Source organism: Thermobifida alba (genome assembly GCF_023208015.1).
Classification (GTDB): domain Bacteria; phylum Actinomycetota; class Actinomycetes; order Streptosporangiales; family Streptosporangiaceae; genus Thermobifida; species Thermobifida alba.
In genome coordinates this window covers 4,149,994-4,162,242 of sequence record NZ_CP051627.1, presented here as the reverse complement: position 1 = coordinate 4,162,242, position 12,249 = coordinate 4,149,994, and the positions used below count along the sequence as shown (strand labels likewise).

Sequence of the window (12,249 nt, the reverse complement as noted above, 5' to 3'; positions counted from 1 at the left end):
CAGCCCCTCAGAACGCGAACGAGCGGTCGACGCCGTCCAGGACCCGGTCCAGGTCCGGCAGGTAGTGCTCCTCCAACCGCGACGGCGGATAGGGGGTGTCGAACCCGCCGACCCGGATGACCGGGGCTTCCAGGTGGTAGAAGCAGGACTCGGTGACCCGGGCGGCGATCTCCGCGCCCAGGCCGCTGGTCACCGGGGCCTCGTGGGCGACGACGAGCCGCCCGGTGCGGCGGACCGACTCGAAGACGGTGTCGTAGTCCACCGGGGAGAGCGACCGCAGGTCGATGACCTCGATGGAACGCTCGGTGTCGGCCTCGGCGGCCTGGAGCGCGACCTTGACCATCGGCCCGTAGGCCACCAGGGTGACGTCGCTGCCCCGGCGGGCGATGCGGGCGGCGCCCATCGGGGTGGCCGTGCCCGGGGTGCCCTCGGTGCGCACCGTGGCCTTGTCCCAGTAGCGGCGCTTCGGTTCCAGGAAGACCACCGGGTCGTCGCAGGCGATGGCCTGCTGGATCGTCCAGTAGGCGTCCTCGGGGGTGGCGACGGTGACCACCCGGAGCCCGGCGGTGTGGGTGAAGTAGGCCTCGGGCGACTCGCTGTGGTGTTCCACCGCGCCGATGCCGCCCCCGTAGGGGATGCGGATGACGACGGGGAGTCGCAGCCGCCCCTCGGAGCGTGCCCGGAGCTTGGCGAGCTGGGTGAAGGTCTGGTTGGTGGCCGGGAAGAAGAAGCCGTCGAACTGGATCTCGCAGACCGGGCGGTAGCCGCGCATCGCCAGGCCGATCGCGGTGCCGATGATGCCGGACTCGGCCAGCGGGGTGTCGATCACCCGGTCCGCGCCGAAGTCCTTGTGCAGGCCGTCGGTGATCCGGAAGACCCCGCCGAGCCGGCCGACGTCCTCGCCCATGACGAGGACCTTGGGGTCGTCCTCCATGGCGCGGCGCAGCCCCGCGTTGATCGCCCTGCCCAGGGTGAGTTCGGTTCCGCTCATCGGGCCGCTCCTTCCGCGTCCTCGAAGGAGGCCAGGTAATCCGCGAATTCGGCGCGCTGCCGGTCCAGCTCGCTGTGCGGTTCGGCGTAGACCTCGCGGAAGATGTCCAGCGGTGCGGGGTCCGGCAGGGCGCGGCACTCGGCGCGCACCTGCTCTCCCAGCTCCTCCGCCTCGGCGTCGACCGCGGCGAAGAAGTCGTCGTCGGCCATGCCCTCGCGGACCAGGTAGGCCCGCACCCGGGCGATCGGGTCCTTGCGCCGCCACTCCTCGTCCTCCGCCGACGTGCGGTAGCGGGTGGGGTCGTCGGAGGTGGTGTGCGCGCCCATCCGGTAGGTGAACGCCTCGATCAGCGTGGGCCCCTGTCCCTCGCGGGCGCACTGCAGCGCCTCCCGGGTGACCGCCAGGCAGGCGAACACGTCGTTGCCGTCCACGCGCAGTCCGGGGAAGCCGAATCCGGCGGCCCTGCGGTAGATCGGCGCCCGGCTCTGGCGGTCCGACGGCTCGGAGATGGCCCACTGGTTGTTCTGGCAGAAGAAGACGACCGGCGCGTTGTTGACCGCGGCGTAGTTGAACGCCTCGTTGGTGTCGCCCTGGCTGGTGGCGCCGTCGCCGAAGTAGGTGATGACGGCGGTGCCGTCCGCGCCGAGCGCGCCGTCCCGCTGGACGCCCATCGCGTATCCGGTGGCGTGCAGCGTCTGGCTGCCGATGACGATCGTGTAGAGGTGGAAGTTGTACTTGAACGGGTCCCAGCCGCCGTTGGTGACGCCCCGGAACATGGCCAGCAGGTCCCGGAAGCCGACTCCTCGGCACCAGGCCACTCCGTGGTCCCGGTAGGACGGGAAGACCATGTCCTGCGGTTGCAGGGCGCGGCCCGAACCGATCTGGGCGGCCTCCTGGCCCAGCAGGGAGGCCCACAGGCCCAGTTCGCCCTGCCGTTGCAGGGCGACGGCCTCCGCGTCGACGCGGCGGACCAGGACGAGGTCGCGGTACAGGTCGCGGACCTGTCCGGCGTCGGGGTCGAACGGGTAGTCGGGGTGCGGGACGTACTCTCCGCCGGGGGTCAAGAGCTGGATGAGCTCTGGCTCTTCACGAGCGGTGCTGTCGGACACCTGTCGCTCCTCGGTCTCGTGGCCGACTGGCGGGGTGCCGCTGGTCGGCCTGCTGTCCGCCCGATCCGCCCGGGGTAACGGGTGCGGTCGGGCAGCCCTACCGCCATCGTGACAGATATCACTATGGACAGCGCAAGACCCCAGCGCCACCTCGCGTCGTCCGGCTCATGATCCCGCAGAACGAGAAAAAGCCCAAATACCAGGTCTTCCTAGAAAATACAAGGGAATCCGAATAAAAAATCGGCCGTCCTAGTACTTTCTGGATCGCGGATGGTCCGGGAGGCGCCGACGGCGGGAGCGACCGGTGCGGACACCACGGCCTTCCGGCCGTCTCGTGAGGAGTCGGGGGAAGGGAGCGGCACGGTCGCCGCACTCCGGAGGGGCCGGGTCACCCCGCGTGCAGACCGCACTCCCTGGCGTAGTCGGCGAGGAGGACGCGCAGCTGCCGGCGCGCCCGGTGCAGCCGGGACATGACCGTCCCCAGCGGGGTGTCCATCCGCTCGGCCACCTCCTTGTAGGAGAAGCCCTCGACGTCGACCAGGTAGACGACCAGACGGAACTCCTCGGGCAGGCGGGCCAGCGCCGTGCGCACCGCGGAGTCGGGCAGCCGGTCGAGCACCTCGGCCTCCGCCGAGCGGGAACCGGTGGACGCGTGCGTGTCGGCCGCGGCGAGCTGCCAGTCCTTGATCTCGTCGGTGATCTCCTGGCGGGGCTCGCGCTGCTTCTTGCGGTAGCCGTTGATGAACGTGTTGGTGAGGATCCGGTAGAGCCAGGCGCGCAGGTTGGTGCCCGCCCGGAACTGGTGGAAGTTGGCGAACGCCTTGGTGAAGGTCTCCTGCACGAGGTCCTCGGCGTCGGCCGAGTTCCTGGTCATCCGCAGGGCCGCCGGGTAGAGCTGGTCCGCGTAGGGCGTGACGGCCTCGATGAAGTCGGGAGCCTCCGCGGCGGCGGTGGCATCCGCTGGGCGGTCGAGTTCAATGGTCGCCAAAGTTTCCCCCTCACGACGACCGAGGATGCTGTTACTTGGTGAGACGCGCTCCGAACCGATCGGCGATGCTCGGACCCCGGGTGATTAAGGTCACGAACACCCCACGTCAGGGGCTGCTCACGTCAGGAGTCCGGTAAAAAGGAGCGTTGGCGCTGCCTCAGGGGCGGACTCACACCGTCGGCGCCGGGCGCAGCATCCACGGATTTCCCCTCCTGTGGTCCGCCTGTCCGGCACCACGGATCCGCTTCCCGGGAGAGGGCGTCGCACACATGCCGCTGCCGAACAGCCGGTTTCCTCCCGTGCTGGCGGTGCCGTACGCTCTGGTTGTCCGGGCCGTACCCGAGCCGCAACCGGGACCTGCCGGTCCCCGCTCGGCGACCGGCCCCGCGCCCCGTGTCCCGCTGACACGGACGGCGCCTCCACCACCGGTGCGGCACAACCCTGGAGGACCCGTGGCCCGCGTCATCGTCGATGTCATGCTCAAGCCCGAGATCCTGGACCCGCAGGGACAGGCCATCATGGGCGCCTGCGGACGACTCGGCTTCTCCGGGGTGACCCAGGTCCGCCAGGGCAAGCGCTTCGAGATCGAGATCGAGGGGGAGGCCGACGAGGAGCGCCTCGCCGAGGTCCGCAAACTCGCCGAAACGCTGCTCGCCAACCCCGTTATCGAGGACTTCTCGCTCCGCGTGGAGTGACGCAGCGTTATCAGACCGCCTTCGCCATCTGTCCGGAATTAAGCGGTTTCACAGGAAACGCCTCGGGAAAGTCTCTAACCGTGCCAACGGGTTTGGGGGCTGACTCGGATGGATGAGCGATTCCTGGTCGCGCTGCCCAGGGCGGCGTACACCGTCCCCGTGCTGCGCAGTTTCCTGGGCAGCACCCTGCAGATCCACGGCGTCTGTCCCGAGTGCCGGCGCGACATCCTGGTGGCGGCCTCCGAGGCGTGCGCGAATGTCGTCGACCACGGCGACCCGGCTCCCAACTACCAGGTTTCGGTCCGCATCGAGCGGAGTTTCTGCACCCTGAGGATCACGCACACCGGCCGTCACTTCACCCCGGCGGCCGTGCCGTCCCGTCCCACCGCGGACGCCGAGTCGGGACGGGGCATCTTCCTGATGCACTCCCTCATGGACGAGGTCGCCTTCGACGTCGAACCCGACGGGCGGACCACGGTGCTGCTGGCCAAGCGGCTGTGCCTGCTGCCCGCGGCCGAACTCCGGCTGGCCGCCGCCACGGCCGGAGGGTGACCCGCGGGAGGCGGATCCCCGCTTCCCGGACCCTTCGGGCAACCGTCTCGCATCGGGCGGAGAGCAGCGATACCATCCGTGGCCATGAGCGACCACCGCGCACACCCCCGCACCGCGCTGATCACCGGGGCCTCCGCCGGAATCGGCGAGGAGTACGCCCGGCAGCTGGCCGAACGCGGCTACTCCCTGGTGCTGGTGGCTCGCAGCGCCGACCGGCTCACCGCCCTCGCCACCGACCTGGCCGACCGCTACGGGGTGCGGGTGCAGCCCCTGCCCGCCGACCTCACCGCCGACGCGGACCTGGCCGCGGTGGAGGAGCGGCTGCGGGCCGCCGGCGACACCGCCGACGCCCCCGTCGACCTGCTGGTCAACAACGCCGGCCAGGGGCACGGCGGCACGTTCGCCACCCAGCCCGTCGAGGCGGTCGACAGCACGATCGCGCTGAACATCCGGGCGCTCACCCGACTGGCGCGCGCCGTGCTGCCGCCCCAGATCGAGCGCGCGGAACGGCTGCGCTCCGCCGGACGCCTCCGGCCGATCGGCGTGATCAACGTCGCCTCGGTGGCCGGCCTGCTCCCCTCCTCCCCGGGCGGCGCGGTCTACGCCGCCTCCAAGTCCTACGTGCTGTCCTTCACCGACACGCTCGCGGTCGAGACGGCCGGCAGCGGCGTGCGGGTGACCGCCGTGGTCCCCGGCTACGTCCGCACCGACATGACCCGCTACGTCCAGGAGATGGGCCTGCCCGACGTCGCGTTCGTCCCCCGGGAGCGCGTGGTCGCCGACTCGCTGCGCGCCTGGGCCGCGGGACGCGCCCGGGTGGTGCCCGGGCCGCAGTACAAGGCGGTCAACGCCCTGCTGCACGCCCTTCCGTCCGGGCTGTTCAACACGGTGGCCAAGCGGATCGGCCGGTGACCGCCCGGTTCGGCGTACGCCGCCGCGCGAAGACTGTTCACCTCCGCTTCGGCCTCCTCCGGTTCCCGTCCGCGTCCGGCTGCGCCTACCCTAGGAGGGCACGCAGTCGAGGAAAGAGACCATGAAGACCTTCGAAGAGCTGTTCGCCGAACTGTCCGAGAAGGCGCGGACCAGGCCTGCCGGGTCGGGTACGGTCGCCCAGTTGGACGCCGGTGTGCACGCGATCGGCAAGAAGGTCGTCGAGGAGGCGGCCGAGGTCTGGATGGCCGCCGAGTACGAGAGCGACGAAGCGACCGCCGAAGAGATCTCCCAGCTCCTCTACCACCTCCAGGTTCTGATGCTGGCGCGCGGCCTGCGCCTGGAGGACGTCTACCGGCATCTCTAGGTCGGTCCCGCCCCTCCCGTGCGCGACCGACCCGCTCTGGCGTCCCCTGTCCGGAACCCCCCGTGAGCTGAGGAAGCACCCATGAACGACCTGCTGCGCATCGCCGTGCCCAACAAGGGCCAACTCTCCGAACCCGCCGTCGCCATGCTGCGCGAGGCCGGGTACCGCCAGCGCAAGGACTCCCGCGACCTGGTCATGCTCGACCCCGACAACGGGGCCGAGTTCTTCTTCCTGCGTCCCAAGGACATCGCCGTCTACGTCGGCGAGGGCATCCTCAACGTCGGCATCACCGGCCGCGACATGCTGCTCGACTCCGGCGCCCCGGTCGAGGAGCTGCTGCCGCTGGGCTTCGGCGGCTCCACGTTCCGCTTCGCCGCGCGCAACGGCTCCTCGATGACGGTCGAGGACCTCGCCGGGAAGCGCATCGCCACCTCCTACGAGGGGCTGCTCACCGCCTACCTGGCCAAGCGCGGTATCGACGCCCGGGTGATCCACCTGGACGGCGCGGTGGAGAGCTCGATCCAGTTGGGCGTGGCCGACGCGGTGGCCGACGTGGTGTCGACCGGCACCACCCTGCGCCAAGCGGGACTGGAGCCGTTCGGCGAGCCCATCCTGGAGTCCGAGGCCGTGGTCATCCGCCGCCAGGGGGCGCCCGACGATCCGAAGGTCGAACAGCTGCTGCGGCGGCTGCGCGGTGTGCTCGTCGCCCGTGACTACGTGATGATGGACTACGACGTGCACGCCGAGCGCCTGGAGGCCGCCGTCGCGCTCACCCCCGGCATGGAGGGGCCCACGGTCTCCCCGCTGCACCGGGAGGGCTGGGTGGCGGTGCGCGCCATGGTGCCGCGCCGCAAGGCCCAGCGGATCATGGACGACCTCTGGGAGATCGGGGCGCGTGCCATTCTGGTCACCGACATCTACGCCTGCCGCCTGTGACGGGCGGCCGGGAAGGTCCGCAGGAGGAATGCTGTCTCCCACCGATTCCGACGTGCCCGTGGTCGTCGACCGCGCCCCGGGGGTGAGCGGCGGGGAACTGGTGCTGCGGCGGGTCGGCTCCGACTACGAGATCATCAGCAACGGCGTGTTCCTCATGGACACCCGGGACGGCCGGTCCGAACGCGAACTGGTCCGCGCCTGCCTGCGCGCCCTTCCCGCCGGGCGCACCGGCCTGCGGGTCCTGGTCGGCGGGCTCGGCGTGGGGTTCTCCGCGGCCGAGGCGCTGGCCTGTCCCCGGGTCTCGCTGGTGCGGGTGGTCGAGGTGGAGCCACAGGTCGTCGCCTGGCACTCCGGTCCGCTGGGAGAGGTCGCGGGGCGTCCGGTCGACGACCCCCGCTGCCGGGTCTCCCGTGCCGACCTGGTCGAGTGGCTGTCCACCGCGACGGAGACCTTCGACGCCGTGTGCCTGGACATCGACAACGGACCGGACTGGACCGTGGTCGAGGGCAACCGGAGGCTGTACGGCCCGGACGGGCTGGACCGGGTGGCGCGGATCACCGCTCCCGGCGGTGCCGTGGCGTTCTGGAGCGCGATGCCCGCGCCGGACTTCGCGGCACTGCTGGAGCGCCGGTTCGGCACGGTCGAGGAGATCCGGGTTCCGGTGCCCCGGGGCGAGCCGGACGTGGTGTACCTGGTCCGCCCCGGCGCCGCGGAGCTCAGCCGCTGACCGTCTCCCGCACCGGGTCGGCGAGGTCGACCCGGTGGTCGAACATCCAGGAGTGCCCGCCGCGCATCGCGATGAGCCGGAAGACCAGCGGGAGCGTCAGGTCGCGGAAGAGCACCCCGATCCGGCTGGTGACGAGTTTCTGGCCGCCCCTGCGCCGGCCCTCGGCGACGATCCGCTCCACCCGGCCGCGGCGCAGCCTCTCGTAGGTGCGCAGGGCCGCGGCGGGGTCGGCCACGTCGCGCAGGCAGGCGGCGAGGAGCACGGCGTCCTCCACGGCCAGGGAGGCGCCCTGGCCGCTGGAGGGGGACACCGCGTGCGCGGCGTCGCCCAGCAGCGCGACCCGCCCCGAGGTCCAGCGGGGCAGCGAGGCGATGTCGTAGACGCCGACCGGGCGGAAGCCGTCGACCGGGGAGGCCCGCAGGATCTGCGTGATGGCGGGGTGGTCGTCGGCGAACAGGGCCAGGACGTGGCGCCGCCACTGCTCGGCGTCCCGTTCGGCGATCGCGGCGCGGTCGAGTTCGGGGTGCGGGAAGTTGACGAACCAGTGGGTCCGGCCGTCGGCGGCGGTCTGGTGGCCGAAGAAGGCCCGCCGGGCGAAGACCATGCGCATCGTCCGCTCCGGTGTGGCGGGGACCGGCAGGGGCGGAGCGGATCCGCCGAGGTTGAGCAGCCCGGTGTAGGCGGGGCGGGGAGCGGCGGGGTCCATGATGCGGCGCACCGGCGAGTGGAGGCCGTCCGCTCCGATGAGGACGTCGCCGTGCGCGGTGCTCCCGTCCGCGAACTCGGCGGTGACGCCGTCGTCGGTGGCGGTGAAGCCGACCAGGCGCCGCCCGTACTCGATGCGCGCCCCCTGGGCGCGGGCGGCCTCGGCGAGGACGCGCTGCAGGGTTCCGCGCATCACGGTGACGGTCTGGAGGCCGTCGTCCAACTCGTCGGAGCCGTCGTCGAGCAGTCCGAGCCGGCGTCCCGAGCCGTTCTGGAACTCGATGCGGGTGCTGGGGAACAGCGCGGCGGAGCGGACCGGGGCGAGCAGGTCGAGCGTGCGCAGGGCGGCCAGGCCGTTGGGGGCCAGGGTGAGGAAGCTGCCGAGGCCCTCGGCGGGGCCGTCGTGCGCCTCGTGGACGACCGCCTCCACCCCGACCCGGCGCAGGGCCGTCGCGACGACCGGCCCGCCGATACCGGAGCCGATGACCAGTGCTCTCATAGCGGGGCTCCCGATAGGATCGACATCGCAGATTTATTTCTTTCGTACGAACGAAATATATGTCGAGAGGAGAACCATGTCAACGGACCCCTCCCCCCGCCGGGACTCCGGCCACCGGGCCGCCCTGGTCGACCGGATCAGCGCCGGAGGCCGGGAACTGGGCAACGCGGCGGTCGTGTTCCACACCGTGCTGGCCGAACGACTGGGCCTGGGAGCCACCGAGTGGAAGACCCTCGACCTGCTGGAACGGCACGGTCCCATGACCGCGGGAGAACTGGTGCGCCGCTCCGGGCTCGCGCCGGCGTCAATCACCGGGGTGGTGGACCGCCTCCAGCGCCGCGGCTACGTCCGACGCGACCGGGACCCGCAGGACGGCAGGCGCGTCGTCGTACGGATCAGCGACACGGACGCGCTGCACCGGGACGTCGGGTCGGCCTTCACCGGACTGCTCACCCGCCTGGAGAAGCTCTACGAGCACTACACCGACGAGCAGTTGGAGACGATCGAGGGCTTCCTGCGCGAGGCCGCGCGGCTGCAGCGCGAGGCCGCGGCCGAGCTGGCGGGGGGCGGCGGGGACGACCGCTGACCGCTCCCCGCCGCCCCCGGCACCGCGCCGCTCACTCCTGGGCGGCGCCGTTGCCCTGCTGCTGGGCGATCTGCTTGCGGACCTCGTCCATGTCCAGATCGCGGGCCTGCTGGATCAGGTCCTCCAGCGCGGCCTCCGGCAGGGCTCCCGGCTGGGCGTAGAGCACGGTCCGGTCGCGCACGATCATCAGCGTCGGGATCGACTGGATGTTGAAGCTGGCGGCCAACTCCTGCTGGGCTTCGGTGTCGACCTTGGCGAAGACCAGGTCGTCGTGCTTCTCCGAGGCCCGTTCGAAGATCGGGGCGAACATCTTGCACGGCCCGCACCAGGAGGCCCAGAAGTCGATGAGGACGAAGTCGTTCTCCTGGAGCGTCTGGTTGAAGTTGTCCTTGGTCAGTTCGATGGTGGCCACAGGCCCTCCTGATCGTGGCGTCGGCAACGGTCTCTCTGCGTAGAGCGGTTCTGCCCGCTCGTTTGTTCCGCACGCCCCGAGGCGGCCGCGCCCTCTCCCGTTGAAACCGACAAAACCCCAGACCAATACCGATTTGGGAGGAAAAAACGTCGGCGCGTAGATTCGGTGGCTGGAACGGTGCCGCCGGGGAAGGGGGGACTCGTGGGCGTGCTCTCCGGTACGGGTCGCGGGGCGGACGACGGGGACGGCAAGGAGCCGGACTACCGTTTCACCCTCGCCAACGAACGCACCTTTCTGGCCTGGATCCGCACCGCCCTGGCGCTGGTGGCCGGGTCGGTGGCGGTCCTGCACCTGGTTCCGCTGCGGTGGCACGACAGCACCCAGGTCTCGGTCGGACTGGCGCTCGCCGTGCTGGCCGTGGTCATCACCGGCTACGCGCCGGTCCGCTGGCGCCGGGTGCAGCGCGCCATGCGGCACGACCGACCCCTGCCGACCACACCGCTGCCGCTGGTCACCGCGGTCGGCGTCGGACTGATCTGCCTGGCCGTCGTCGTGGGGAACTACTGGCCGTGAACCGTCCCCCGGAGCGCGACAGCGGCCTGCAGCCCGAACGCACCCTGCTGGCCTGGCAGCGCACCCTGTTCGGCCTGGCCGTGGTCACCCTGCTGTACCTGCGCGTCCCGGTCGAGGACGCTCCCGGCGGCCTGGCCGGCCAACTGGCGGTGGTGGCCGTCCTGCTCGGGGTCTGCGCCGTGCTCCTCCTGCACCTGCGGCGGCGCTGGCGGCGCACCGCCCACACCCGCGCCCGGGGCCGGCCGCCCGCGCCGCTGGCCCGGCCCTGGACGCTCGTCCTGCTGGGCGTCGCCGTGATGGGCCTGGGCGCGGCCACCGCCCTGTCCGCGCTTCCCCGCTGACGCCGGCGGCCGTGGCACCGGACTCCCCGGTGCCACGGCCGCCGCCCGCGGTCAGGACCGCTTGGACTCGATGATGGAGTTGATGATGTCGTCGAGGCGGAGCGTCGGCTCGTAGCCGATGAGCTCCCTGGCCAGCGAAGTGTCGGGCATGCGGCGGCGCATGTCCTCGTAGCCCTCGCCGTACGCCTTCTCGTACGGGATGTACTCGATGGTGCTGTCCGACCCGGTCAGTTCGATGACCCGCTCGGCGAGCCCGCGGATGGAGACCTCCTCCAGACCGCCGAGGTTGACCGCCTGGTTGTACGCCTCCGGCGTGTCCATCAGTTTCACCACGGCCGGAACGACGTCGAAGACCGAACCGAAACAGCGCCGCTGGGAGCCGTCACCGTAGACGGTGATCGGTTCGTTCGCCATCGCCTGTCCGACGAACCGCGGGACGACCATGCCGTAGCGGCCGGTCTGGCGCGGGCCGACGATGTTGAAGAACCGGGTGATGACCGTCGGGATGCCGGTCTCCTTGCCGTAGACGTAGGCGACCAGTTCGTCCAGTCCCTTGGCCGCCGCGTAGGACCAGCGGCTCTTCAGCGGCGACCCGAGGATGCGGTCGGCGTCCTCGCTCAGGCCGTCCGCGTCGTTCTTGCCGTACACCTCGCTCGTGGAGGCGACCATGATGCGCGCCCCGTGCCGGGCCGCGGCGTCGACCACGTTCTCGGTGCCGTGCAGGTTGGTGCGCAGCGACTCCAGCGGCTTGTCCACGATGGTGTGCACACCGACCGCGGCGGCCAGGTGGAACACGGTGTCGCACGAGCCGACCAGGCTGTCGACCAGAGCGGTGTCCAGGATGGATCCCTCGACGAACTCGAAGTTGGGAGCGTCGGAGAGCTGGACCAGGTTCTCCTTGGAACCGGTGGAAAGGTCGTCGAGCACCGTCACCTGGTGCCCGTGAGCGGTCAGGTAGTCGCACAGATGGGAGCCGATGAACCCGGCGCCGCCAGTGACCAGGGCTTTCACGCTGTTTCTCCTCCGAAAAGACACGGCCCGGGAAGGGCGTTGACTGTTCACGGCATCCGCGCGGCGGCGCCGTGCCGCGACGGTCAGGCCAGCCAGCGCATCATGTGGTAGGCCTCCGCGTAGGGCACTCCCGCGTGCATTCCGCGCAGCGCCGCCAGGCTGCGCAGGGTCAGGTCGGAGCGGGTGTGCGGGTGGTCGTGGGTCTGGGTCCCGTACAGGTGCATCGCCTGGATCTTGGCCTCCACCTGCTCTTCGGTGAGTTCGACGAAGAAGTTGGGCGGCGGCGCGGCGTCGTAGCGCCACTGGTCGGCGGCCTGCTCGTAGGCCAGGACCAGACGCGGGTGGTGGCGCAGCCGGGTGTTGGACGGCCGCAGCGCGGTGTGCAGGGCCTCCGCGGTGACCTGGTGGTCCTGGTTGTAGCTGGTGCGGTGCGGCGCGATCACCGTGGTCGGCCGCAGTTCCGCGATGGACAGCGGGCTGTTCCGTTCGAGTGCGTTGGCCAGCTCGAAGCGGGGCAGGGCGTCGAGCTTCAGGTGGTAGCGGTCGCCGGGGAAGGCGAACTCCCAGCCGTCCCACGCGAAGAACTCGGCGACCTGCTTGACCTCCCCGTAGCGCTCGTCCGCGGTGGACAGCCCCTTGGCGGAGAGGTCCGCGGTGTCTCCGACCGTGATGAACTGGATGTAGACCTCGGCTCCCGCGTCCTTGGCCTTGCGCATCAGGCCCCCGCAACCGAGCGTCTCGTCGTCGGGGTGCGGCGCGAGAATGAGAATCCGCTCACGGGACCAGTCGATCGTCATTCGGCGTCCTTAAATGCAGATAGGGCATTG

Annotated in this window: 16 protein-coding genes; 9 read left to right on the top strand and 7 right to left on the bottom strand. The window is 71.0% G+C overall.

Annotation, left to right across the window (positions count from 1 at the left end; translation table 11 throughout):
* Nucleotides 1-7 precede the first annotated feature (7 nt).
* The 3 genes from FOF52_RS18570 to FOF52_RS18560 all read right to left on the bottom strand — a co-directional run bounded on the left by FOF52_RS18570 (nucleotide 8) and on the right by FOF52_RS18560 (nucleotide 3,088).
* Nucleotides 8-991 (bottom strand): alpha-ketoacid dehydrogenase subunit beta, encoded by a 984-nt coding sequence (locus FOF52_RS18570; RefSeq protein WP_248591187.1) that lies wholly within the window; start codon nucleotides 989-991, stop codon nucleotides 8-10.
* The gene (gene pdhA / locus FOF52_RS18565) at nucleotides 988-2,100 is read right to left on the bottom strand and encodes a pyruvate dehydrogenase (acetyl-transferring) E1 component subunit alpha (RefSeq protein WP_248591186.1); all 1,113 of its coding nucleotides are present in this window, start codon (nucleotides 2,098-2,100) and stop codon (nucleotides 988-990) included. Before pdhA ends, FOF52_RS18570 begins: the two co-directional genes overlap by 4 nt.
* Nucleotides 2,101-2,488: 388 nt before the next feature.
* Nucleotides 2,489-3,088, bottom strand: a complete 600-nt coding sequence (locus tag FOF52_RS18560) for a sigma-70 family RNA polymerase sigma factor (protein ID WP_425265500.1) — start codon at nucleotides 3,086-3,088, stop codon at nucleotides 2,489-2,491.
* Between the two features lie 452 nt (nucleotides 3,089-3,540).
* Between FOF52_RS18560 and purS the strand changes: the two genes are divergently transcribed.
* The 6 genes from purS to FOF52_RS18530 all read left to right on the top strand — a co-directional run bounded on the left by purS (nucleotide 3,541) and on the right by FOF52_RS18530 (nucleotide 7,295).
* Entirely contained in the window at nucleotides 3,541-3,783 is a 243-nt protein-coding gene (gene purS / locus FOF52_RS18555; RefSeq protein WP_248591185.1) for a phosphoribosylformylglycinamidine synthase subunit PurS, read from the top strand.
* A gap of 108 nt (nucleotides 3,784-3,891) precedes the next feature.
* Nucleotides 3,892-4,335: an ATP-binding protein gene (locus tag FOF52_RS18550; RefSeq protein ID WP_248591184.1), complete on the top strand. Its 444-nt coding sequence runs from the start codon at nucleotides 3,892-3,894 to the stop codon at nucleotides 4,333-4,335.
* An 84-nt stretch (nucleotides 4,336-4,419) separates the two neighbouring features.
* On the top strand, nucleotides 4,420-5,247 hold the full coding sequence (locus FOF52_RS18545; RefSeq protein ID WP_248591183.1) for an SDR family NAD(P)-dependent oxidoreductase: 828 nt from the start codon (nucleotides 4,420-4,422) through the stop codon (nucleotides 5,245-5,247).
* Nucleotides 5,248-5,368: 121 nt separating this feature from the next.
* A complete protein-coding gene (locus FOF52_RS18540) occupies nucleotides 5,369-5,632 on the top strand; it encodes a phosphoribosyl-ATP diphosphatase (protein WP_248591182.1) in 264 nt (87 codons plus the stop codon).
* A gap of 81 nt (nucleotides 5,633-5,713) precedes the next feature.
* Complete coding sequence (gene hisG, locus FOF52_RS18535; protein WP_248591181.1) at nucleotides 5,714-6,568, top strand: ATP phosphoribosyltransferase; 855 nt, start codon at nucleotides 5,714-5,716, stop codon at nucleotides 6,566-6,568.
* A gap of 28 nt (nucleotides 6,569-6,596) precedes the next feature.
* The gene (locus tag FOF52_RS18530; RefSeq protein ID WP_248591180.1) at nucleotides 6,597-7,295 is read left to right on the top strand and encodes a spermidine synthase family protein; all 699 of its coding nucleotides are present in this window, start codon (nucleotides 6,597-6,599) and stop codon (nucleotides 7,293-7,295) included.
* Here FOF52_RS18530 and FOF52_RS18525 read toward each other — a convergent pair.
* A complete protein-coding gene (locus tag FOF52_RS18525; protein ID WP_248591179.1) occupies nucleotides 7,285-8,499 on the bottom strand; it encodes an FAD-dependent oxidoreductase in 1,215 nt (404 codons plus the stop codon). The two genes, FOF52_RS18530 and FOF52_RS18525, sit on opposite strands and share 11 nt — an antisense overlap.
* Before the next feature lie 76 nt (nucleotides 8,500-8,575).
* Between FOF52_RS18525 and FOF52_RS18520 the strand changes: the two genes are divergently transcribed.
* Nucleotides 8,576-9,085, top strand: a complete 510-nt coding sequence (locus FOF52_RS18520) for a MarR family winged helix-turn-helix transcriptional regulator (protein ID WP_248591178.1) — start codon at nucleotides 8,576-8,578, stop codon at nucleotides 9,083-9,085.
* Between the two features lie 31 nt (nucleotides 9,086-9,116).
* Here FOF52_RS18520 and trxA read toward each other — a convergent pair whose 3' ends face one another.
* Nucleotides 9,117-9,497 (bottom strand): thioredoxin, encoded by a 381-nt coding sequence (gene trxA / locus FOF52_RS18515; RefSeq protein WP_248591177.1) that lies wholly within the window; start codon nucleotides 9,495-9,497, stop codon nucleotides 9,117-9,119.
* A gap of 201 nt (nucleotides 9,498-9,698) precedes the next feature.
* On the opposite strand from trxA, the gene FOF52_RS18510 reads away from it, so the two are divergent.
* Together FOF52_RS18510 and FOF52_RS18505 are read left to right on the top strand one after the other, a co-directional pair.
* On the top strand, nucleotides 9,699-10,070 hold the full coding sequence (locus FOF52_RS18510) for a YidH family protein (RefSeq protein ID WP_248591176.1): 372 nt from the start codon (nucleotides 9,699-9,701) through the stop codon (nucleotides 10,068-10,070).
* A complete protein-coding gene (locus FOF52_RS18505) occupies nucleotides 10,067-10,411 on the top strand; it encodes a DUF202 domain-containing protein (RefSeq protein WP_248591175.1) in 345 nt (114 codons plus the stop codon). Before FOF52_RS18510 ends, FOF52_RS18505 begins: the two co-directional genes overlap by 4 nt.
* 51 nt (nucleotides 10,412-10,462) lie before the next feature.
* Here the strand turns inward: FOF52_RS18505 and FOF52_RS18500 are convergent, their stop codons facing one another.
* Both FOF52_RS18500 and FOF52_RS18495 read right to left on the bottom strand, forming a co-directional pair.
* Nucleotides 10,463-11,422: an NAD-dependent epimerase/dehydratase family protein gene (locus FOF52_RS18500; RefSeq protein ID WP_248591174.1), complete on the bottom strand. Its 960-nt coding sequence runs from the start codon at nucleotides 11,420-11,422 to the stop codon at nucleotides 10,463-10,465.
* Nucleotides 11,423-11,505: 83 nt separating this feature from the next.
* Nucleotides 11,506-12,219: a PIG-L deacetylase family protein gene (locus tag FOF52_RS18495; protein WP_248591173.1), complete on the bottom strand. Its 714-nt coding sequence runs from the start codon at nucleotides 12,217-12,219 to the stop codon at nucleotides 11,506-11,508.
* Between the last annotated feature and the right edge of the window lie 30 nt (nucleotides 12,220-12,249).

Bases quoted from the DNA above. Each gene is read 5' to 3' on its own strand.
- FOF52_RS18570 (WP_248591187.1), bottom strand. From the start codon at position 991: ATGAGCGGAACCGAACTCACCCTGGGCAGGGCGATCAACGCGGGGCTG.
- FOF52_RS18550 (WP_248591184.1), top strand. From the start codon at position 3,892: ATGGATGAGCGATTCCTGGTCGCGCTGCCCAGGGCGGCGTACACCGTC.
- FOF52_RS18545 (WP_248591183.1), top strand. From the start codon at position 4,420: ATGAGCGACCACCGCGCACACCCCCGCACCGCGCTGATCACCGGGGCC.
- FOF52_RS18540 (WP_248591182.1), top strand. From the start codon at position 5,369: ATGAAGACCTTCGAAGAGCTGTTCGCCGAACTGTCCGAGAAGGCGCGG.
- hisG (WP_248591181.1), top strand. From the start codon at position 5,714: ATGAACGACCTGCTGCGCATCGCCGTGCCCAACAAGGGCCAACTCTCC.
- FOF52_RS18530 (WP_248591180.1), top strand. From the start codon at position 6,597: ATGCTGTCTCCCACCGATTCCGACGTGCCCGTGGTCGTCGACCGCGCC.
- FOF52_RS18525 (WP_248591179.1), bottom strand. From the start codon at position 8,499: ATGAGAGCACTGGTCATCGGCTCCGGTATCGGCGGGCCGGTCGTCGCG.
- FOF52_RS18520 (WP_248591178.1), top strand. From the start codon at position 8,576: ATGTCAACGGACCCCTCCCCCCGCCGGGACTCCGGCCACCGGGCCGCC.
- FOF52_RS18495 (WP_248591173.1), bottom strand. From the start codon at position 12,219: ATGACGATCGACTGGTCCCGTGAGCGGATTCTCATTCTCGCGCCGCAC.